This is a genomic window from Micromonospora sp. KC721, assembly GCF_004348355.1.
GTDB lineage: Bacteria > Actinomycetota > Actinomycetes > Mycobacteriales > Micromonosporaceae > Micromonospora.
The window spans coordinates 22,907-43,835 of sequence record NZ_SMJY01000005.1 but is presented as its reverse complement, the minus strand read 5'-3'; the positions used below and the strand labels follow the sequence as shown (position 1 = coordinate 43,835).

Annotated in this window: 18 protein-coding genes; 15 read left to right on the top strand and 3 right to left on the bottom strand. The window is 72.7% G+C overall.

The features are described 5' to 3' along the window. Positions 1-7 precede the first annotated feature (7 nt). Both E1182_RS01780 and E1182_RS01775 read right to left on the bottom strand, forming a co-directional pair. On the bottom strand, positions 8-1,225 hold the full coding sequence (locus E1182_RS01780; RefSeq protein ID WP_132260840.1) for a cytochrome P450: 1,218 nt from the start codon (positions 1,223-1,225) through the stop codon (positions 8-10). A 58-nt stretch (positions 1,226-1,283) separates the two neighbouring features. Then, on the bottom strand, positions 1,284-2,567 hold the full coding sequence (locus E1182_RS01775; RefSeq protein WP_165942473.1) for an SGNH/GDSL hydrolase family protein: 1,284 nt from the start codon (positions 2,565-2,567) through the stop codon (positions 1,284-1,286). A 342-nt stretch (positions 2,568-2,909) separates the two neighbouring features. Here E1182_RS01775 and E1182_RS01770 point away from each other — a divergent pair, with 342 nt between their 5' ends. The 4 genes from E1182_RS01770 to E1182_RS01750 all read left to right on the top strand — a co-directional run bounded on the left by E1182_RS01770 (position 2,910) and on the right by E1182_RS01750 (position 8,214). Beyond that, on the top strand, positions 2,910-4,451 hold the full coding sequence (locus tag E1182_RS01770; RefSeq protein ID WP_132260839.1) for a class I adenylate-forming enzyme family protein: 1,542 nt from the start codon (positions 2,910-2,912) through the stop codon (positions 4,449-4,451). A gap of 77 nt (positions 4,452-4,528) precedes the next feature. Next, the gene (locus tag E1182_RS01765; RefSeq protein ID WP_243705975.1) at positions 4,529-5,719 is read left to right on the top strand and encodes an MFS transporter; all 1,191 of its coding nucleotides are present in this window, start codon (positions 4,529-4,531) and stop codon (positions 5,717-5,719) included. A gap of 251 nt (positions 5,720-5,970) precedes the next feature. Further along, entirely contained in the window at positions 5,971-6,399 is a 429-nt protein-coding gene (locus E1182_RS01760) for a RidA family protein (protein ID WP_243705974.1), read from the top strand. 1,146 nt (positions 6,400-7,545) lie between these two features. Continuing rightward, positions 7,546-8,214 (top strand): YceI family protein, encoded by a 669-nt coding sequence (locus E1182_RS01750; protein ID WP_132260883.1) that lies wholly within the window; start codon positions 7,546-7,548, stop codon positions 8,212-8,214. 130 nt (positions 8,215-8,344) lie between these two features. Here the strand turns inward: E1182_RS01750 and E1182_RS01745 are convergent, their stop codons facing one another. Continuing rightward, positions 8,345-8,785, bottom strand: a complete 441-nt coding sequence (locus E1182_RS01745; protein ID WP_132260837.1) for a hypothetical protein — start codon at positions 8,783-8,785, stop codon at positions 8,345-8,347. A gap of 368 nt (positions 8,786-9,153) precedes the next feature. On the opposite strand from E1182_RS01745, the gene E1182_RS01740 reads away from it, so the two are divergent. From E1182_RS01740 to cydC, 11 genes are all read left to right on the top strand, one after another. Next, positions 9,154-10,353: a phosphotransferase gene (locus tag E1182_RS01740; protein WP_207921222.1), complete on the top strand. Its 1,200-nt coding sequence runs from the start codon at positions 9,154-9,156 to the stop codon at positions 10,351-10,353. 85 nt (positions 10,354-10,438) lie between these two features. Next, entirely contained in the window at positions 10,439-10,879 is a 441-nt protein-coding gene (locus tag E1182_RS01735) for a hypothetical protein (protein WP_132260836.1), read from the top strand. A gap of 138 nt (positions 10,880-11,017) precedes the next feature. After that, positions 11,018-11,338, top strand: a complete 321-nt coding sequence (locus tag E1182_RS01730) for a hypothetical protein (RefSeq protein WP_132260835.1) — start codon at positions 11,018-11,020, stop codon at positions 11,336-11,338. Then, complete coding sequence (locus E1182_RS01725) at positions 11,304-12,776, top strand: HAMP domain-containing sensor histidine kinase (RefSeq protein ID WP_207921221.1); 1,473 nt, start codon at positions 11,304-11,306, stop codon at positions 12,774-12,776. The genes E1182_RS01730 and E1182_RS01725 overlap by 35 nt, the downstream gene beginning before the upstream one ends. Then, the gene (locus tag E1182_RS01720; protein ID WP_132260833.1) at positions 12,773-13,432 is read left to right on the top strand and encodes a response regulator transcription factor; all 660 of its coding nucleotides are present in this window, start codon (positions 12,773-12,775) and stop codon (positions 13,430-13,432) included. The genes E1182_RS01725 and E1182_RS01720 overlap by 4 nt, the downstream gene beginning before the upstream one ends. A 181-nt stretch (positions 13,433-13,613) precedes the next feature. Then, complete coding sequence (locus E1182_RS01715) at positions 13,614-14,594, top strand: ABC transporter substrate-binding protein (protein WP_132260832.1); 981 nt, start codon at positions 13,614-13,616, stop codon at positions 14,592-14,594. Next, the gene (locus E1182_RS01710; RefSeq protein WP_132260831.1) at positions 14,591-15,595 is read left to right on the top strand and encodes an iron ABC transporter permease; all 1,005 of its coding nucleotides are present in this window, start codon (positions 14,591-14,593) and stop codon (positions 15,593-15,595) included. The genes E1182_RS01715 and E1182_RS01710 overlap by 4 nt, the downstream gene beginning before the upstream one ends. Next, positions 15,592-16,566 (top strand): iron chelate uptake ABC transporter family permease subunit, encoded by a 975-nt coding sequence (locus E1182_RS01705; protein WP_132260830.1) that lies wholly within the window; start codon positions 15,592-15,594, stop codon positions 16,564-16,566. Before E1182_RS01710 ends, E1182_RS01705 begins: the two co-directional genes overlap by 4 nt. Further along, positions 16,563-17,360: an ABC transporter ATP-binding protein gene (locus tag E1182_RS01700; protein WP_132260829.1), complete on the top strand. Its 798-nt coding sequence runs from the start codon at positions 16,563-16,565 to the stop codon at positions 17,358-17,360. The genes E1182_RS01705 and E1182_RS01700 overlap by 4 nt, the downstream gene beginning before the upstream one ends. Then, positions 17,357-19,081 (top strand): ABC transporter ATP-binding protein/permease, encoded by a 1,725-nt coding sequence (locus E1182_RS01695; protein ID WP_132260828.1) that lies wholly within the window; start codon positions 17,357-17,359, stop codon positions 19,079-19,081. Before E1182_RS01700 ends, E1182_RS01695 begins: the two co-directional genes overlap by 4 nt. Then, complete coding sequence (gene cydC / locus E1182_RS01690; RefSeq protein WP_132260827.1) at positions 19,078-20,844, top strand: thiol reductant ABC exporter subunit CydC; 1,767 nt, start codon at positions 19,078-19,080, stop codon at positions 20,842-20,844. Before E1182_RS01695 ends, cydC begins: the two co-directional genes overlap by 4 nt. Positions 20,845-20,929: the final 85 nt, after the last annotated feature.

Below are 20,929 nucleotides of genomic sequence, written 5' to 3'. Positions count from 1 at the left end.
TCGGCTCCTATCCGCCGGTCGAGACGACGAGCTTGTCGATCCCGCGCAGGAAGAGACTCCCGCTGTACGTCGGGGTACGGGTGAGCGTCAGGTTCGGAAAACGGGCGAAGAGCCGGGGCAGGGCGAGCCGTCCCTCCAGCCGGGACACGGCCGCGCCGAGGCAGAAGTGCGGGCCGACGCCGAAGGCGAGCGACGGTGGGCCGTCCCGACGCGGGTCGAAGCGGTCCGGATCGCAGAACCGGGCCGGGTCCCGGTTGGCCGCCGCGATGATCAGCAGCACGTTCTCGCCCCCGCGCACCGCCACGCCACCCAGGTCGGTGTCGGCCGGTGCGACGCGGGCCAGGAAGTGCACCGGGCACTGCATTCGCAGCACCTCCTCGACGCAGCCACGGGCCAGCGCGTCGTCGCCGGGCAGCGCCGCGACGGTGTCCGGGTGGGCCAGCAACAGCGGTAGCCCGTTGCTGAGCAGGTAGACGGTGGTCACGAAGCTGGCGTTGAACAGCACGATCAGGTTACTGATCAGCTCGTCCTCGGTCAGCTCCACCTCGTGCGCGTCGAGCGCCCCGACCAGTGCGCTGATCAGGTCCTCGCCGGGCCGGCGGCGGCGGTGCGCGATCAGGTCCCGGTAGTACGCCCGCAGCTGCGCCGCCGCCTGGTTGGCCCGGGCCAGCCGCTGCGGCGTCTTGCCGGCCACGTCCAGGAACTCGTCGATCCAGTCGACCCGCTGCCGGTACCAGGGCAGGTCCGCCTCGGGCAGGCCGACGAACTCCGCCATCACCAACGCCGGTACGGGGTACGCGAAGTCGGCCACGAAGTCGATCTCCGCGCCGCCGGCACCGGTCTCGGCCATCCGGTCGAGCAGCCGGTCCACCACCCGGACGATCACCGGTTCCAGCGCGCCCAGCCGACGCGGAGTGAACGCCTTCGTGAACACCGCCCGCATCCGGGTGTGGTCGGGTGGATCGGTGAACATCATCGAGGACATGAAGGTGCGCAGCACCTCCTGCTCCGACCAGCCCGGCGGGGTGCCCTTGCGCCACGCGGCGTCGCGCAGCACCCGGTCGACCAGGTCGTACCCGACCGCGACCGCGCTGACCGTGCGGTGCTCGGGCCGGGCCGGGGCCGCGCTGACCGGTCCGAGCGCGTGCAGGGCCGCGTACCACGGGTAGGGGTCCTGCCGGCCCGCCTCCTGGTAGAGGCCGGACAGGATCTCGTCGACGTCCACGTTTCCTCCCCGGGAACGGAGGGTGGGGCGGCGGGCCACCCGCCGCCCCACCCGGAGGTCACAGGCCGAGCAGGCGCAGTGGGACGGCGTCGGCCATCGCCTTGTTGCCGGCGTCGTTCGGGTGGATGTGGTCGCCCGAGTCGTACGCCGGCAGCAGCCGGCTCGGCTGTGCCGGGTCACGCAGGACGGCGTCGAAGTCGAGCAGGCCGTCGAACTCCCGCGCGCCCGCTCCCCGCAGCCACGCGTTGACCGCCTGCCGGGTGGCGTCCTTCTCTGGCGTCCACACCCCCGGGTTGCCGTGCCCTTCGTAGGGGGTGAGGGTGGCGGCGAGGCTGCGCAGGCCGCGCGCCCGGGCCTGTTGGTTGATCTGCCGCAGGGTGGCGATGATCCGCTCGGCGGAGTCGCCCGACATCCAGATGTCGTTGATGCCGAGGTGGGTGACCAGCGTCTTCACCCCGGTCTGCGGGAAGACGTCCTCGTTGAGCCGGGCGAGGGCGTTCGGTCCCAACTCGGGGTAGCCGGGGAAGCCACCGGCGCCGGGCTCGGGGCCCTCGTGGTTGAGCCGGTTGCCGGCCAGGCTGAGGTTGAGCACCCCGGGGGTACGCGCCTCGGGCCGGGCGGCGCTCAGCCGGTCGGCGAGCAGGTCCGGCCAGCGCTTGTGGGCGTTGACGGTGCTGCCGTTGCCGTCGCCGATCGAGTCGCCGAGCACGACGATGGCGCCGGGGGTGTGCCGGCGCTGCACGTCCAGCCCGGACAGGAACATCCAGCAGCAGTTCGGCCGGATGGTGAAGCCGGCGCCGCCGGTGGCGGTGGTCAGGTCGGTGGCACCGATGAAGGTGGTGACCTTGGACTGGCCGTGGAAGGTGACCGGCCCGGTGAGTACCGGGAAGTGCAGCGTGACGACCAGTTCCTCGCGCTCGGCGACCACGAGGTCGAGCGGGTCGCTGAGCAGCTCGGCGCCCCGGTTCATGGTCGCCGAGGTGGCCCCGCCGAAGGTCAGCTCGCGCAGGCTGGCCGGGTCGATGTCGGCGCGGTCGTCGACGGTGGTGTGGTTGGGCCGGGCGACGGTGGCGTGGCCGACCTCGACGGCCTGCTCGCCGTAGAGGTTGCTCAACCGGACCCGCAGCCGGTCGCCGCCGACGCTGGTGCGCACGGTCATCCTGATGCTCTGGTTGTTCAGGCCGGTGTTGGTCAGGCCGACGGTGTTGCCGCGGGTGACGGCGGCGGCCCAGGTGCCCGCCCACTCGCCCCGGGTGTGCCGGGCGGTGTCGGCGTCCGACGGACCGGCGCTGGCGACCATGGCCGGGGCGGCCACCACCAGCAGGGTGGCCGCGGAAACTATGACCTGCCATCGTTTCGGGGTCAGCAAGGGAACCTCCATCTGTGGCAGCCCAGGCCGGCTTCATGATCGCCAGGGCCGGGCGTTGGACGGAAACTATCCGCCGGTTCTGACGAGCGTCAATCAACCCGATCGACATGATCAAATGTCCACTGTGTGGACTCGGCCGCCGTTCGGCCCTGTTCGGTGCCGGCCCCACCCGCCTAGGCTCGGGTGGCGGCGGTGACCCGGTCTCCCGCCGGCTCCACCCGCCGTGACCTGCCCGGACACCGCTGCCGGCCAATCGCCCCGACGTGAGCCGCGGGCCGCCACGGTGACCGCCACGCATCGACTGGGGGCTGCGCGATGACCGATCGACCGACCAGCTACGTCCACCAGGCGCTGGACCTCCTCGCCACCTTCGGCACCCGGGAGGCGCTGGTTGGCGACGGACGCCGGCTGACCTACCCCGAGGTCGCCGACGAGGTACGCGGCCTCGCCGGCGCGCTGACCGCCCACGGCGTACGGCCCGGCTCGGCGGTGCTGGTGCTGCTCGGCAACACGGTGCAGGGGCCGCTGCTGCAACTCGCGTTGCACCTGCTGGGCTGCCGGACGATGTGGGTCGCCCCGGTCACCTCGCCCCGGGAGGTCGACGAGTTCGTCCGGTTGGCCCGCCCTGACGTCCTGGTGCACCACGCCGACGCCACCGACGGGCTCGGCGCCCGGATCGCCGCCGCGCTGCCGGGCGTGCCGGTGCTGCGTCTGGGCGCGGAACTGACCCCGGTCACCGGTGTCGCGCTGCCCGACCGGGTGCCGGAACCGGAGTCGTTTTTGCAGACCAGCGGCACCACCGGCACCCCCAAGCTGGTGCACCACCGGGAGAGCTTCTACCGGCAGGTCCTCGCCCTGGCCGCCGGCTTCCGGGCCGCCGGGTTCCCGCTGCTGCGCCACCTGTCCCACTCGCCCATGTGGCTGGCCAGCGGCCAGATCACCTCGCTGTTCAACCTCTTCACCGGCGGGGTGCTCTTCCTGCGCCAGCAGTGGGATCCGGAGGCGTTCATCCGCACCGTGCACGCCGAACGGATCACCTCCACCTTCGTCACCCCGCCGATGCTCTACGAGGTGCTCGACCATCCGGCCCTGCCCGGCGCGGATTTCTCCGCCATGTTCATGTTCAACGTGGGTGCCGGGCCGGCCGCGCCCGCCCGGCTGCGCCAGGCCATCGCCCGCTTCGGCCCCTGCCTGCGGATCGTCTACGGACTCAGCGAGGCCGTGGTGATCAGCGCGCTGCCCGGCCTCACCGACGACCCGGCGCACCCGCAGCGGCTGCGCTCCTGCGGCAAACCGTACGGGGACGTGACCGTCGAGATCCGCGACGACGCCGGCCGCGCACTGCCGCCGGGCGTCGACGGCGAGGTCTGGGTCCGCACCAACCTCAGCTTCCACGGCTACCACGGCCAACCGGAGCTGACCGCCGAGACACTGGTCGACGGCTGGGTACGCACCCGCGACATCGGCTACCTCGACGCCGACGGCTACCTCTACCTGGTCGACCGGTCCCAGGACCGGATCCTCACCCGCCAGCGCAGCTGGCCGATCTACTCCCGCCCCATCGAGGACGTCCTCGCCGGGCACCCCGGGGTCCGCGCCGCCGCGGTGATCGGCGTACCCGACCCGGTGGCCGGCGAACTGCCGTACGCGTACGTGGTCCGCACTCCCGGCGCCACGGTGACCGGTGGCGAGCTGATCGACCTGGTCACCACCGAGCTGAGCGAGACCTGGGCCCCGGGCGGGGTGGAGTTCGTCGACGCACTGCCGCTGAACCGGTCGGCCAAGGTGGACAAGCGGGCACTGCGCGACCGGTACGCCTCGGGTCACCGCACCGACCCGGTCGGCGAGCCGGCGTGACGGCCGACGCCGGGCCGGAGCCCCGGGCCCGCCCGGAGGCCGGCACCCGTCCCGACCGGTCCGCCGCGCGCCGGGAGCTGGTCACCCTGGTCGCCGCGGACCTCATCTCCAACCTGGGCAGCCGCGTCTCCGTCGTGGCGATCCCGTGGCTGGTGCTCACCACCACCGGCAGCCCGGCGAAGATGGGCCTGGTCGCGGCGGCGGAGTTCCTGCCGTACATGCTCTCCAGCTCGCTGGCCACCCCGTGGGCCGACCGGTTCGGGGTGCGGCGCACCTCGGTGGTGGTGGACGCGGCCAGCGCGGTGGCCATGGCGGTGGTCGCCCTGACCCCGTGGCTCGGCTTCGGGGCGCTGCTCGCCCTGGTCGCCGTGGCGGGTGCGCTGCGCGGCATCGGCGACCGGGTCAAGCATGTGCTGTTCCGGCCGGCGGCGCAGCGCGCCGGCGTGCAGCTGATCCGGCTGACCTCCGCCTACGACGGGTTGTCCCGGGGGGTCGCGTTGTTCGGCGCGGTGCTCGGTGGCCTGCTCATCGACTGGGTCGGCGTGACCCGGGCGATCTGGATCGACGCGGGCAGCTTCGCGCTCTGCGCGCTGCTGGTCGGGGTGCTGGTGCGCCCACCCGCCGCCGACGCGCCGGCCGCGCCGAGCCAGCCCTATCTGCGGGCGCTGCGCGCCGGGTTCGGCTACCTGCGTACCGACCGGGTGTTGCTGACCATGCTGGTGGTGATCTCGGCGCTGAACATGTTCGCCGCCGCGCACACCGCCGTCTGGGTGCCGCTGTGGGTCCGCGACGTGCTCGGTGACCCGGCCGGCTTCGGTCTCGTGCTCGGGGTGTTCGCCGCCGGCGCGCTGCTGGGCAACGTCGTGTTCACCGTGGTCGGTCCCCGACTGCCGCGCACGCTCGTCTTCGCCGTCGGCGCGGCGGTCAGCGGCGCGCCCCGGCTGCTCGCCCTGGCCCTCACCGACCATCTGGTGACGGTGCTGGTGGTGACGTTCCTGTCCGGGATCGGGATCGCCACGGTCAACCCGCTGCTCGGAGCGGCGCTGTACGAGCGGGTACCGGCCGAGTTGCAAACCCGGGTGCTGGGAATGGCCGGATCGCTGGCGTTCGTGGGGCTGCCGGTGGGGGCGCTGCTGGGTGGCTGGTCGGTGGCCGCGCTCACGCTCCGGCCGGCGCTGCTGGTGATGGCGGTGCTGTGCGCGGTGCTGACCGTGCTGCCGCTGCTGGTCGGGCCGCTGCGGGCCGGGCGCTCGGCCGGCCCGACGTGATGCACCCGATCGCTCGCAACGCGGTGACGAGCTGGCGTCCGGCCGATCGCGTGATCGTGCCGAAAGTAGTATCGGATCTTGCGAGGTATCAAGCACCTCCTGGCCGTGTACGCGGCCTCCGGAACACACCCAAGGCTCGCCGCTTGGGCGAGATGAGTCCCTCCAGGCGCCGCGCCCGATACGCCCGGAGGGACACCGGCGCGGTCGCTGCCCTGCGATGCTCTTGTGTCGTGCACTCTTTCCGACACTTGGTGACCTCGGGCTCACCGCTGGAACCGGAGATCGGCTTCTCACGCGCCGTGCGTATCGGGCCGTACGTATCCGTGGCCGGCACCGCGCCGATCGCGGACGACGGTGCCACGGCTGGGCTGGGAGATGTGTACGCGCAGTCCGTGCGTTTCCTGGACATCGCCGAGCAGGCGCTGCGCGAGGCCGGTGCGACGCTGGCTGACGTCATCAGGACCAGGGTCATGCTGGTTGACATCACCCGTTGGCGGGAGGCGGCGCGTGCCCATGGCGAACGGTTCTATCAGGTACGACCGGCGTGCACGTTCGTGGAAGTATCACGTTTCCTCGATCCGGAGTGGCTGGTCGAGTTCGAGGTTGACGCCGTCGTCGCGACGGTCGACCGTGCGCCGTCGGCATCCCAAACTGCCGCACATAGAGCACTACCGGGGTGATGAGCTCCGTCGGGTGTCGGAGACCGTCGCGGTCTCCGGGGTACAGCTGACGAGCGGAGCCTCCGTCCTGTCGCGCACGCCGAGGACCTCGTTGACGAAGTCGTCCTTGCGGGGCCTGTGTCGCCCTGGTAGGAGGCCGCCATCCGTCCACTCGTCCCACGGCAACATTCCGACCTTGTTCAGCGCGGCGAGATCCCTGATCGCGTTTCCCCGGATCTCGGCCGGCCCCCAGTTCTCGGTGCCGTCTCGGGTTCACTGCCCTACCGGCGATGATCCTGACGACGGTGCCCCCGGTGCTGCTCGGCAGCGTGCTGGCGTTCGCGTACGCCAGCATCTATCTGACCATGCTTTCCGCGGCGGACCTGCTGCGCCTCGGCGCGAGGGCCGGTAGCCACCGGTGTTACTTCTCGACCGCCAGCGGGTCGACGAAGCGCTGGGCAAGTGCACCGACATCCGGGACCCGAGGTGGTACGTCCAATTATCCCAGCCCTGGCATTGCAGGGGTCGGATCGGCAGGTCAGCCCAGTGTGGAAACTGCGTGGCGATCAGTCGCCGGACGAGGCTGGCGTCAATGCGCCGACGGTCCGTCACGGGCCCACCGTCACCGCCGTAAACTCTGCCGGCAAGCGACAATCGCTACCCGACGGCGTCCGCCGCGCCGCCCGAGCGCGGTCGCGCAATTGGCTCCTGGCGGCGCGCGCCGGTCAATGCCGGGCCTTGGGCGTACCGCCTGGCAGCCTCCGGCTGATGCGGCGGCAGGGCATCGGCGCACCCGCGAAAGGCAGCGCCGGACGGCCGGCGACGTGCCCGCGCCGCCGGTCGCTTCTGGGCCGGACCAGGTGAGGTCGCTCACAACCGGCCGGCGGGAGGCGGCGGGGCCGCCGCCGGCGCTCGACCAGAATCGATTGATGGGCGGGCCGCGCTCCGCTCGCCGTCTTTATCGGTACGGGAATGACCGAATTGCGTACCGGCGCCGGCGACGCCTCCCCGAGGAGGCGGGGACCTCGGCATGGTTCCGGTGACTGAGATGTGGTGGAGTGTGCTCCTATGCTGGGCTGGGAGACGAGTGTTCCAGTTGATCCGCGGACCACGCTGCGGTTGCAAACTCGGAAAGACCCTGGAAAGGGTGAGGGGGAAAGCACGCCGATGACCGGTTTAGCCACACGACTCTGGGATGGCATGATCATTCCAGCAGCCGGGACATATCTCCTCGATCCGGCACACAAGCGGATCGGTTTCCTCGCCCGGCACATGATGGTGAGTCCGGTGCGCGGTGAGTTCGGCGAGGCCACCGCCCAAATCGCCGTGGCGGAGGACCCGTTGGCCTCGTCGGTCGTCGCAACGATCCAGACGGCGAGCATCAGCACCGGAAATACCGACCGGGACACACACCTGAGCAGCGCCGACTTTCTCGACGTGGAAAATTACCCCACGTTGGAGTATCGCAGCACGGGAATTAAATGGCAGCCGGTCGACGACCCCATCTTCTATTGGGCGCGGTTACGCAATAACGGGCTCAGCCGGAGATCGGTGCCGGGCAACATTCCCAACCCACAGAATCGCACGAGCGGCAGATTCGTGCTCACCGGCGATTTGACCGTCAAGGGGATCACCCGACCGGTCGACCTTCAGGTGGAATTCGGTGGCGCTCGGCGGGATCCGTACGGGCAGGACATCTTCGGCTTCAGTGCGACGGCGGAGATCGATCGTGAGGACTACGGCCTGCTCTGGAACGTCGTTCTGGAGAGCGGTGGTGTCCTGGTCGGAAAGAAGGTCCAGATTGAAATCGCCGGCGAGGCCGTTCGTCAGCCCTGAGCAGCAGGAGGTGCCGGAAGACCGCCCCCGCGCAGTCAACGAGCGGATCGCCGCCGACCTGACCGAGGGCGTGCCGCCCGTGGTGCCGGCCCCACCGCCGTCGATCAGGTGGTGTTCGGTCGTGGTCACGTCAGTCAGCTGTCGCCCGCAACGCCTGCTCGTACTGGCTGCGGTCGAAGGCAATGTCACGCAGCTCGCGGTAGTCCCAGTCGCGATACCCGGTGCGGTACCCGGACCAGGCGACCCTGTCCGCGGTCACCGTGACGATCGCGGTGAACGGCCAGCAGCCCCATTCACCGCACACGCACCCGAGCAGGACGGTGTCGCCGGTGCCGAAATGGCTGAGGACCGGGTCGCCGAGGTAGTGGCGGCTCGGCCAGCACACCTCGTCCTTCAGCAGACCTGCGTATCCGCCCGCGAGGTCCGGGTTTCCCTCCCGGCGCGCAGAGGGCAACTCGACCCGACGCACCAGATCAGGCAAAGCCACGCCGTTGAGGTAGGGGACGAGCGTCGGAAGCAGCCCTCCGACGCCAAGCTCCCGCTCGATGGTACGGAACTCGATACGCTCCATGGCCCCACGCTAACCGCCGCCCAGCGCGGGACCCGGTGACCTCCGACGCCCCGGTGACGACCAGGCGAGAAGCCGGCCGAGGGGTGCCGGTGGCGATTGTGCTGCTTGCGCCCCTTCTCTTCTTCGCCGTATCGATGCCCTGGCTCGACTCGCCGACGTTGCCGGGGGTCTTCCACGCTCTGCGAGTCCAGGGCCACCGCTGACCGGCTCACGTGGCGTCCCCGGCCCGGCGGGCCTGCTCCCGCAGCACGTCGCGGATCCGCTGCGTGATCCCATCGGTTTCTCACTCGGCGTAGTAGTCACACCGTTAAGAGGTTTCTCACCGGCGGCTTATCAATGACTCACGCCCGACCGGCACCGTCGACGGCATGACCGTTACCGACGAGCCACCCGCCGCGGTGGACACCGACCTCGACCTGCTGACCGGGCCGGACGCGGCCGGCCCGCTCGCCGCCGCCCTCGCACCGGCCGGCGGTCGGATGCTGTCGTGGCGCGCCACACAGGTGGATCACCAGCCGGGCCGCGGCTGCACCGTCGGGTACCACGTCCGGGTGGCCTGGCGGGACGGGCGGATCAGCTTTGAGCGGCTCGCGGCCACCACCGCCCCCACGCCGGGCGGCACCCTGCTGCTCGACGACGGCGTCGATCGCGTCGCGGTCTGGCGGTTCCCACACGACCCGCACCTGCCGGCCCTGCCCGCGGCCACCGACCCGGTCGCGGTCGGGCGGTTGCTCACCGAGTTGGGGTACAGCGCTGAGCGGCCCCGGCTGCGGGTGCGCGCCTACCGGCCCGGTCGGCGCGCGGTCGTCGAGGCCGTCGCCGGCCGGGACCGCCTGTTCCTCAAGGTGGTCCGCCCGCGCCGGATAACCGCGCTGCACGAACGACACCGGCTGCTCACCGGTGCCGGCGTACCCGCCCCGTGCAGCCTCGGCTACACGTCGGACGGGCTACTGGCTCTCCAGTCCCTGCCCGGCCGTACGCTGCGTCACGCTCTGGCACGCGGTGCCCCGACGCCGTCCGCGCGGCAGGTGCTGTCGCTGCTGGAACGGCTGCCGGACACCCTCGCGGTCGGCCCGTCCCGGGCCTCGTGGCCGGACAAGGCCGCCCACTATGCGTCCGTCGTCGCCGCCGCCCTTCCCGACCGGGCCGCCCAGGCCGGTGATCTCGCCGCCGAGATCGTGGCCGGCGTGGCGCCGGAGCCGGTCACGGCGGTGCACGGGGATCTCTACGAGAGCCAGTTGCTGGTCAGTGGCCGGCACATCACCGGACTGCTTGACATCGACACCGCCGGCGCCGGGAACCGCGCCGACGACCTGGCCTGCCTGCTCGGCCACCTGAGCGTACTGGCCCAGATAGATCCGGGCCGCGCACCCACGATCAACCGGCTCGGTGCCGAGTGGCTGGCCGCCTTCGACACCCACGTCGACCCGGCCAGCCTGCGCCGTCGCGTTGCCGCGGTGGTGCTGTCCCTGGCCACGGGCCCGCATCGGGTGCAGGAGCCCGGTTGGCCCGCCGCAACCCGGGCCCGCCTCGACCTTGCCGCCGCCTGGCTCGCCAGCGCCGGATGAGGCAGCTCTCACCGGCAGCTCAGAACCATCTCATGCCCGTCCAGGACCGTCGTACATAACCGCACATCCAAGGGAGGACCCCATCATGCGAATCACCCGACCGTGGCGGATCGCCGCAGCAGGTACCGGCGCCGCCGCGATCCTCGCCGGGCTGGGCGGCGCGGCCGTCGCCAGCGACCGGATCGACCTTCAGGACCAGGACAAGGTCAAGCCCATCGCCGTCCAGTACGACGATGTGGCCGGCTCGGACGACTCCGCGGGCTCGGTAGAGTCCGCCGACAGCCCGCACGCGTCCCCGTTCGATTCCGCCGACTCGCCCGCGGGCGCCGTGGACACGTCACCGGAGTCGGCGGACAGCCCGACCGCCTCCACCGCCGACTCGCCGAACCCGCCGGCCAAGCGGGCGGTCAGCGACAACTCGGCGGACTCGCCGAATCCGCGGCCGAAGAAGGCGCCGGCTGGTGCCGACTCGGCTGGTTCGCCAGCTTCGGCCGGTTCGCCAGCTTCGGCGGACTCCGCTGACTGACCATTCCGCATCTCTATCCCGCGGCCCGACCTCCCCGAGGTCGGGCCGCGCCCTGTGCGGGCGTTCGCCAGCGTTCGATGAGAGTGTTCTCATCCGCCGCTCATGCTTGCCTTATCCGGAACGGGCAGCGTCACGGTCATGAGCGCGCAGCGGGTGGCCACCGGGCTCGGGCTTGCAGGCCTCATTGGGCTGCTGGTCTGGGTGGGCTTGCCGGCGCTGGCTCCGCCACCAGCGGTTCCGGTGATCAACATTGTCGAACCGACCGGGGCACGGCCCGAGGACGCGGACGACAATGAGCAGGACCCGACCGGGCCAGCCACCGATGGAGGCGATGATGACGACGCCGGAGACGCCGACGACGGCGACGACGACGCCGACGGCAGCGGTTCCGACGACGACGATGGCAGCGGTTCCGACGACGACGATGGCGGCTCCGACGACGACGGAGACGACGACTGAGCCGCCGGCCAGCGCGCCATGGCGGGTCCGGCTGCGTCCCATGGTGGGGCTGCGGCTGCGTCTGCTCGGGTGGGCATTGGCCTTGCTGGCCGTCGCCTCGATGTCGACGGTGGTGGTGATCCGGCAGGTGCTGCTCAACCAATTGGAGAACCGGATCACCACGGACATGCAGCAGGAGGTGACCGAGTTCCGCCGCCTCGTCGGCGGGCAGGACCCGGCCACCGGCCAGCCGTTCGGCACCAACCTGCGCGCGATCGCCGACACCTACCTGCTGCGCAACGAGCCGCAGGACGGGGAGGCCGTGCTGATCTTCGTGGATGGCCGGTTCTACCAGGGCACTGCGGACGCGCCGCATGATCTGGTCACCGACCCGACGCTGGTGGCCCGGTGGACCGCTCTCACCGACAGCCTCTACGGGCAGGTCGCGGATACGCCGGCCGGCTCCGCGCGATGGCTCGCGGTGCCGGTGACGATCGACGGCGCGGTTCGTGGCCACGTCGTCGTGGCCGAGTTCGGCGCCGAGCGGCGGGCCGAGATTGATCGGGCGGTCCACCTGATCGTCCTGGTGTGCCTGCTCGTCCTGGTCATGGTGGCTGCGGGCGGCTACCTGGCCATGGGCCGGGCGATACGGCCGCTACGCACAGTCACCGAAACCGCCCGGCAGATCGAGGAGACGGACCTGTCCCGGCGCATCCCGGTGTCGGGCAGCGACGAGGTCGCCGACCTGGCCCGCACGTTCAACGCGATGGTAGGCCGGTTGGACCGGGCGTTCGCCGCGCAGCGGGCGTTCCTGTCCGACGCCGGACACGAGCTGCGAACGCCGATCACGATCGTGCGCGGCCACCTGGAACTGATGGGTGAGGATCCGGCCGAGCGGGCGGACACGGTCGCGCTGGTCACCGACGAGCTGGACCGGATGAATCGGCTCGTCGACGACCTGCTGATGCTCGCCAAGGCAGAGCAGCCGGATTTCCTGCATCCGGGCCGGGTGGACATCGCCGAACTCGTCCACGACGTATACGTCAAGGCCGTCGCCCTCGGCGACCGGCAGTGGCGTCTCGGTCGCGTTGAGGAGGTCGTGGTCTGGGGCGATCGGCAGCGGCTCACCCAGGCGCTGACGCAGCTGTGCCAGAACGCGGTTCAGTTCACCGGGCCGGGCGACCTGATCGAGTTGTCCAGCAACGCTGCCCACGGACGAGTCGTGATCTCGGTGCGGGACACCGGTGCCGGGATCGCCCCGGAAGACCGGCAGCGCATCTTCGAGCGCTTCGTGCGTACCGAACAGGGGCGGCAGCGGGCCGAGGGTGCCGGCCTCGGCCTGGCGATCGTGGCCGCGATCGCGCACGCCCATCACGGCGCGGTGGCCGTCGAGAGCATCCCCGGTGCCGGCTCCACCTTCACCCTGGTCCTACCCGACGAAGGAGGGTCGCGCCCGTGAATCGCGTCTTGATTGCCGAGGACGAACCACGCATCGCTTCGTTTCTCACCAAAGGGCTGCGGTCAGCCGGCTACATGACCACCGTGGTAGACAACGGTGTCGATGCCGCCGCCTGCGCCCGCAGCGGCGACTTCGACCTGCTCATCCTCGACCTCGGCCTGCCGGGCCAGGACGGGCTCGCGACCCTGGCGCAGCTTCGCGCCCGCGGCGAACGCCTCGCGGTGATCGTGCTGACCGCCCGCGACGCCGTACCCGATCGGGTCACGGGCCTCGACCTGGGCGCCGATGACTACCTGACCAAGCCGTTCTCCTTCGAGGAACTCCTCGCCCGGATCCGGGCCAGGCTACGCGAGCCCGGTCGCGACACCCCGACCACCCTGCGCGCCGGAAAGGTCACCCTGGACCTCGTACGGCGCACTGCCACCGTCGACGGACGGCAGGTCGAGCTGACCGCCCGCGAGTTCCTGCTCGCCGAGACCCTCATGCGCCACCCCGGGCAGGTCCTCAGCCGGGAGCAGTTGCTGGACCGCGTATGGGGGCTCGCCCATGACCCGGGCTCCAACGTCGTCGACGTCTACATCGGCTACCTGCGCCGCAAGCTCACTCCCGACCTGATCAACACGGTCCGCGGCATCGGCTACCGGCTCGCCACCTGACCCCCGAGGAAAGACCGGGGTGTCAATCACCAGGCAGCACTGCGACCTGGTGCCGCAGCACGAACACCTCGACCGCGTCGGCGCGCCGACCGCAACGGTCAGGATCATGTGAACGGTCTTGCCCAAATGCAATGAGAACCATTATCGTTTCGCGGTCCATCCGCTATCGGAAGTACAGGCCGTGACACGTCATCGCAACGCCCTCACCGCTCTCCTCGTCGCCGCAGCCGTCCTGACCGGCTGTGGCAGCGCCGACCCCGCTCCCGCCACCACGCCGGACGTCCCTTCCGCGCCGCCCGTCGAGACGGTCGCGCACCGGCTCAGCATCACCGACGTCCGGGGCACCACCGTCACGCTCAAGGCGAAGCCGGAGCGGATCGTGTGCCTCACGGGGTTGTGCGACGACGCCCTGGTCGAACTCGGCCTCACTCCGGCGGCGACGACCACGCCCAAGCTCATCGGCCGCCCCGACTACCTCGGTGCCGCCGGCGCGGCGGTGCCGACGCTGCCCGGCACCTTCGGCAACGAGGACGTCGCGTCGATCGCCACCACGCGTGCCGATCTGGTCATCGGCCTCGCCGGCGTACACGACCAGCTGCGGCCCGCGATCGAGAAGTTCGCGCCGCTGTGGCTGGTCAGCGTCAAGACCTACGAGGACTCGGTGCGCTACCTGCGCGACATCGCCACGCTCGCCGACCGGGGCGCGCAGCAGGCGAGTGCCGAGCAGAAGTTCCGGGACCGGCTCGCCGCGGCCCGGGCCGCCGCCGACCAGCGCGGCCTGCGGAAGACGACCGCGCTGGCGATGTACGGCGGCACGTCGATCGGCGTGAACACCTCCGACGACCTGCTCGGCCACCTGCTCGCCCAAGTCTTCGACTACCCGTGGCCGAGTAAAGGGGGCGGCTTCGACACCGCCCAGGCGTACAGCGTGGAGGAGATTCTGACGCGCGACCCGGACATCGTGTTCATCCAGTCGTTCACCTTCGGACCGGACGCCAAGACGGTCACCGCCCAGTACGCCGAGAACCCGGTGTGGAAGCGGATCACCGCCGTCCGTGAGGGCCGCGCCCACGAGGTGCCGTCGGAGCTGTGGGCCTCCGGCCGGGGCACCCGGGCGTTGGGGCTGATCCTCGATGAGGCGGTTGCCAAGGCCACGGCGTGACGGCACCGACATCGGCCGCCGACGGCAGCGTCGGCGCGGCGCCCACGCCGCCCCGGACGGCTCGTCGGTGGCCGGCAGCGGTCGCGTTGCCGATCGCCCTGACGGCGGCGATCGCGTTGACCCTCGCTCTTGCCCTACCCGCCGATGTCGAGGTCGCCCAGGTGGTCCTCTGGGAACTCCGGACGCCCCGACTGCTGCTGGCGTTGCTCGGCGGGGCGGCCGTCGGCGTGGCTGGGCTGCTGATGCAGGCCGCGCTGCGCAACCCGCTGGCCGTACCCGAGTTGCTCGGGGTCTCCACCGGCGGCGCGCTCGCCGCCGCCGTGGTGGTGGTCTGGGCACTCCCTGTTCCGGCGGCGGCGCAGCCCGTGGTAGCCCTGGCAGGGGCCCTGGGCGGCGGCGCGCTCTGCCTGGCCGCGGCGGGGACCGGCCGTGGTCCCGGTGCGGTCCTGCTCATCGGCGCGGCGATGTCCACGGCGTTGCAGGCGGTGCTGCTGGCGGTGATGGCCGCCGCCGACCGCCTGCAGTACGACACGCTCTTCCGCTACCTGGTGGGCAGCCTCACCGGCATCACCTGGGACCACGCGCGGCTCACCCTGCCGTGGCTACTGCTGTGCGGGCCGCTGGTCTTGGCGGTCCTGCCCGCGCTCGGCGTGCTGCGCCTCGGCGACGAGGCCGCCACCGCGCTCGGGTTGCACGTCGGGCGGGCGCGCGTCGCGGTGCTCGGGCTCGCCGCCGTCCTGGTCGCCGTCGTCGTCGGCCCGTGTGGTCCGATCGCCTGGATCGGGTTCGTCGCCCCGCACGTGGCCCGGCGGGTACGCCCGGACGCCGACGCCCGGGCCCTGCTGCCCTGGGCGGCGGCGTTCGGCGCGCTGTTCACCACCGTCGCCGACCTGGCCGCCCGACACGCGTTCGCGCCGGCCGAGACTCCGCTGGGTGCGTGGACGGCCGCCATCGGCATCCTCTCCGGCCTGGTGCTGCTCCGCCGCCGGGGTACGTCGTGAGGTGGTGGTGGGCGGTCGCTGCGCTGGTCGTCGCTGTCGCCGCCGAACTCGCCGTCGGGCGGGGCGTCGACTGGCCGCAGCTGGATCCGTTGGAGCAGCGGATCCTCGTCGAACTGCGGCTGCCCCGGCTGGCCACCGCGCTGCTCGCGGGCGGCGGGCTCGGCGCGGCCGGGCTGCTGCTGCAGGCGGTGCTGCGTAACCCGCTCGCCGCGCCGGAGTTGGCCGGGGTCAACCCCGGTGCGGTGCTGGGCGTGCTCGGCGGTATCCAGCTCGGCCTGGTTCCGGCGGACTCGGCGGCCGGGGCGCTGGTGGCGGCGCTGCTCGGCGGAGCCGCCGGCGGCTCGCTGATGTGGGTGCTGGCCCGCGATGGCTCCCCGGCCCAGATCGCGACGTACGGGCTGCTCGGCTCGGCCGCGCTGGCCGGGATCACCACGCTGCTGCTCGCGTACCAGCCGGGCCGGTTCGGCAACGCGCTGCGCTGGCTCGTCGGCTCGGTGGACGGGCGGGTCTGGGCGCACGTGTCCGTCGCCTGGCCGTGGCTGGCCACGGCGCTGCTGCTGGCCTGGCTCTGCTCCGCCGTGCTGGGCATGCTCGCGGCCGGTGACGGGCACGCCGCCGCGCTCGGGCTCTCGCCCCGGCCGGTGCGTGCCCTGGGTCTGGCCCTGTCGGTGGCGCTGGCCGCCGGCGCGGTGGCCCTGGCCGGCGCGCTGGCCTTCGTCGGGCTCGTCGTCCCGCACGTCGCCCGCGCCCTGTGCGGGGCCGACCTGCGCCGTGCGCTGCCGGCCGCCGCCCTGCTCGGCGCCACCATGGTCACCGGCGCGGACGCGGTGGCCCAGGTGCTGACCCTGCTGGTGCAGTCCGGGTCGGCCGGGCAGCGGCTCGCGGTGCCCGCCGGTGCGGTCACCGCCCTGCTCGGGGCGGTGGCGCTGGTCGTCGTCGCCCGCCGCTCCCCACACGTGGAGGTGTCGTGACCGAACCGGTCTTCACCGTCGAGCAGGCCCGCTACCGTTACCGCGACCGGGTGGTGCTCGACGGGGTGTCGCTGACCGTCCGGGCCGGTGAGTCCGTCGCGCTCGTCGGGCGCAACGGCTGCGGCAAGTCCACCCTGCTGCGGCTGCTCACCGGCGCCGACCGGCCCGAGAGCGGCCGGGTGCTGCTGCACGGCCGCCCCGCGTACGCGCAGCGGCGGCGGGACGTCGCCCGGCAGGTGGCGGTCCTGCACCAGCAGTTGCCGCCGGTGCCCGGGCTGACCGTCCGACAGCTCGTCGCGCAGGGCCGCTACCCGCACCGGGGCCCGCTGGGCATGCTGTGGCGGCCCGAGGACGCCGAGGCGTCCACGGCGCTCGCCGCGACCGGCGTCACCGGGCTGGCCGACCGGCAGGTCGACACGCTCAGCGGCGGAGAGCGGCAGCGGGTCCGGCTCGCGCTCGCGCTGGCCCAACGAACCCCGGTGCTGCTGCTCGACGAGCCGACCACCTTCCTCGACGTCCGCCACCAGTTGGAGGTGCTGTCGCTGGTGCGCCGGCTGCACACCGAGCGGGGCCTGACCGTGGTGACGGTGCTCCACGAGCTGGACCACGCCGCCCGCTTCACGGACCGCGTGGTGGCGCTGGCCGGCGGCCGGGTACGCGCCGACGGGCCGCCGGGCGACGTGGTGACGCCGGCGCTGCTCGCCGACGTGTTCGGCGTACGCGGGCGGGTGTTCGCCGACGCGCACACCGCGACGGTGCGCGCGTTGGCCGACGAGCCGCTGGAGGAGGAGTGATCGTCCACCGGGAACTGATCCGGCTGGCCGGTGCCGTCACCGGACCGGTCGTCGGATGCGCGGCGCTCGGCATGGCCGTGTCGGGCGCGTACGTCGGTCAGGCGCTGCTGGTCGCCGGCGCGCTGGCGGCGACGGCCCGGCGTGACCTCGCCGCCGCTACCGGTCTACTGGTCGGGGCGCTCGGGGTGATCCTGGTGCGGGCGGCGCTGCTCTGGTGCCGGGAGGTCGCCGGCGCGGCCGCCGGCGCCCGGATCCGCGCGCGGTTGCGTGACCGGCTGGTTGCCCGGCTCGCCGAACTGGGACCGGCCTGGCTCGCCGGATCCCGCACCGGCCGCACCCAGGCCACCCTCGTCGACGGCGTGGAGGGGCTGGACGCCTACTACCGCCGCTACCTACCCCAGGTGGTGGTCACGGTCACCGTACCGACCGCACTGGTGGCCTGGCTCGCCACCGTGCAGCCGGTCGCCGCCGGGCTGCTCGGCACGGCCGTGGTGCTGGTACTGACCGTCCCCCGCATCTGGGACGCCACCCTGCTACGCCGTGGACGCGGCCGGTGGGCGGCGTTCACCGCGCTCGCCGCCGACGTCCTCGACACCCTCCAGGGCGCGGCGACGCTGCGCGCCTTCGGCGCGGTCGGCCGGATGCGGGACGGAATCCAGGCACGTACGCACGACCTGCACACCACCACGATGGCGCAGCTGCGCCTGTCCCTGATCGAGAGCGGGATCAGCGCCCTGCTGATCCAGGCCGGTCTCGCCGCCGCGGCCGTGGCGGCGGCGGTCGCCGCGTACGCCGGGCGGGCCGACGCGGCTGCCGTGTTCCTGGTGCTGCTCGTCTCGGTGGAGTGCTTCCGGCCGGTACGCGACCTGGGCGCGCACTGGCACGCCGGCTACCTCGGCGTCACCGCGGTCGACGGCCTGACCGAACTGCTCCGCACGCCGCCCACCGTCCTGCACCGCGGACACGTCGACCGCCGGTTCGACCACGGTCCGGCCGTGGTCTTCGACGCGGTCAGCCACCGCTACCCCGGCCGGACCGAGCCGGCGCTGCGGGAGGTGAACCTCCGCCTCGCCCCCGGCGAGACCGTCGCGGTGGTCGGCCGCTCCGGCGCCGGCAAGTCGACCCTGGCCAACCTGCTGCTGCGGCACCTGGACCCGGCCACCGGTCGGATCACCGTGGACGGGGTGGACCTGCGCGACCTCACCCCGCAGACGCTGCGCCGCACGGTGACCGTGGTGGCGCAGGAGACGTACCTGTTCCACGGCTCCGTGGCGGACAACCTGCGGTTGGCCCGCCCGGACGCCACCGACGCCGACCTGGTGGCCGCCGCGCGGGCCGCCGGCGCGCACGGGTTCATCGAGGCGCTGCCGCTCGGGTACGCCAGCCCGGTCGGCGAACGCGGCACGTCCCTCTCCGGCGGGCAGCGGCAACGCCTGGCCATCGCCCGGGCCCTGCTCGCCGACACACCGGTGCTCATCCTCGACGAGGCCACCTCGAGCGTGGACGGCCGGCAGGAGGCCGCGATCCTGGAGGCGCTCGCCACGGCCGCTCGGGGCAGGACCTGCCTGGTGATCGCCCACCGGCTCAGCGCCGTGCGGCACGCCGACCGGATCGTGCTGCTGGGCCGCGGCCGGGTCGTCGCCGAGGGCCGCCACGAGGACCTGCTGGCCTCGTGCCCCGAGTACGCCGACCTGGTCGCCGCTCAGGAGGTGTCCGGATGACCGCACCGGACCGGCCGACGGCGACGAGACGACCCGGTGCGCTGCGCCGGCTGCTGCCGGCGATCGCCGGGCATCCCCGCGCGTTCCGGGGCACCCTGACGGCGAACCTCCTCGGGCAGCTCGGCGGGCTGACCACGGCGGTACTCGGCGCCGCCCTGGTGGGGCGGGCCGTGGCGGGTGTCCCCACGCCGGTCGGTGTGGTCACGGCACTCCTCGGCGCGCTGGTCGCGATCGTCACCGTGGCGACCTGGTGGGAGATGTACGTCTCCCACGACCTCGCCTACCGCATCCTCGCCGACCTGCGCACCCGGGTGTACGACGCGATCACCCGGATCGCCCCGGGCGGTCTCGGCGGACGTCGCTCCGGCGACCTGGCTACCGTCGCGCTGTCCGACATCGAGACGCTGGAGTGGCTGTTCGCGCACACCATCGCGCAACTGCTCACCGCCACCGTGGTCCTCGGCGTCGGCACAGCCCTGGCGGCCTGGATCGACCCCTGGTTGCCCGCTGTGGTGCTGCCCGCCGCGGCTCTGATCACGGTGACCCCCTGGCTGCTGCGCCGGCACGCCGACCGGCAAGGCGCCCAGGTCCGCGCCGCCACCGCCGAGCTGACCGCCGACATCGTCGACACGGTGCACGGCCTACGCGAGCTGACCGTCTTCGGGGCGCTGGAGCGGCGCCGCGCACACCTCGCCGCCCGTACCCGACAGCTCGGGCGGACCCAACGGCGCAACGCCGCCCGCGCGGGCCTGGAAACCGCGCTGATCGACGCGCTGGTCGCCGCCGCCGGGGTCAGCGCGGTGCTGGTGGTCCTCGACGGCATCCGCGCCGGACGGCTCGACGTCGCCGCCGGCCCGGTGGCGCTGGTCCTCGCCGGCGCGATCCTCGGCCCGGCCAGCCAGGTGGCCCTGCTGCTCAAGGAGGCCGGCACCCTGCGTGCCGCGGCCGACCGGGTCGACGCCCTGCTTCAGGCGCCCTCCCCCGTCCCGGCACCGGCCCGGCCGGTACCCGCACCCGCTGACGGCGAGGTGATCTTCGACGACGTGCACTTCGGGTACCTGCCGGACCGGCCGGTGCTGCGCGGCGTCTCGTTCACCCTCCGGCCCGGTGAGACGGTCGCCCTGGTGGGCGCCTCCGGGGTGGGCAAGTCCACCTGCGCGCACCTGCTGCTTCGCTACCACGACCCGGGCGCCGGGCGGATCACCGTCGGCGGGGTGGACCTGCGGGACCTCGACGACGCCGATCTGCGGCGCACGGTCACCGTGGTGCCGCAGGACGTCCACCTGTTCCCCGGCTCGGTCGCCGACAACATCCGGCTGGGCCGGCCGGACGCCACCGACGCCGAGGTTCGCGCCGCCGCCGAAGCCGCCCAACTCACACCGTTCCTCGACGCGCTACCGGCCGGTCTCGACACGCCGACCGGCGAGCGGGGAGCAGCACTGTCCGGCGGTCAGCGGGCGCGGGTCGCCGTCGCCCGGGCCCTGCTCACCCGGGCACCGGTGCTCGTCCTCGACGAGGCCGCCGCCAACCTCGACGCCGCCACCGAGGCCGACTTGGCAGTCGCCTTGGAGTCCACCGGAGACCGCCGGACCACCCTGGTGATCGCCCACCGCCTCTCCACCATCATGCGCGCCGACCGGGTCATCATCCTCGACGGCGGGCGGGTCGTCGCCGACGACGCACCTGAGCAGTTGCGCGGGCGGGGAGCACTCGCCGCTGCGGTCCGAGGTGACGCGGCCACGGCCGCCGGACGACCCGCGTGACCCACCTGGCGACGTCGTACGCCTCGGGGCGGTGGTAGTGCGCGACGTGCCGCAGGTTCCCGCCGTACCGTCCTGCCCGGAAAGG

Bases quoted from the DNA above. Each gene is read 5' to 3' on its own strand.
- E1182_RS01750 (WP_132260883.1), top strand. From the start codon at position 7,546: ATGACCGGTTTAGCCACACGACTCTGGGATGGCATGATCATTCCAGCA.
- E1182_RS01730 (WP_132260835.1), top strand. From the start codon at position 11,018: ATGAGCGCGCAGCGGGTGGCCACCGGGCTCGGGCTTGCAGGCCTCATT.
- cydC (WP_132260827.1), top strand. From the start codon at position 19,078: ATGACCGCACCGGACCGGCCGACGGCGACGAGACGACCCGGTGCGCTG.
- E1182_RS01770 (WP_132260839.1), top strand. From the start codon at position 2,910: ATGACCGATCGACCGACCAGCTACGTCCACCAGGCGCTGGACCTCCTC.
- E1182_RS01740 (WP_207921222.1), top strand. From the start codon at position 9,154: ATGACCGTTACCGACGAGCCACCCGCCGCGGTGGACACCGACCTCGAC.
- E1182_RS01725 (WP_207921221.1), top strand. From the start codon at position 11,304: ATGGCGGCTCCGACGACGACGGAGACGACGACTGAGCCGCCGGCCAGC.
- E1182_RS01745 (WP_132260837.1), bottom strand. From the start codon at position 8,785: ATGGAGCGTATCGAGTTCCGTACCATCGAGCGGGAGCTTGGCGTCGGA.
- E1182_RS01735 (WP_132260836.1), top strand. From the start codon at position 10,439: ATGCGAATCACCCGACCGTGGCGGATCGCCGCAGCAGGTACCGGCGCC.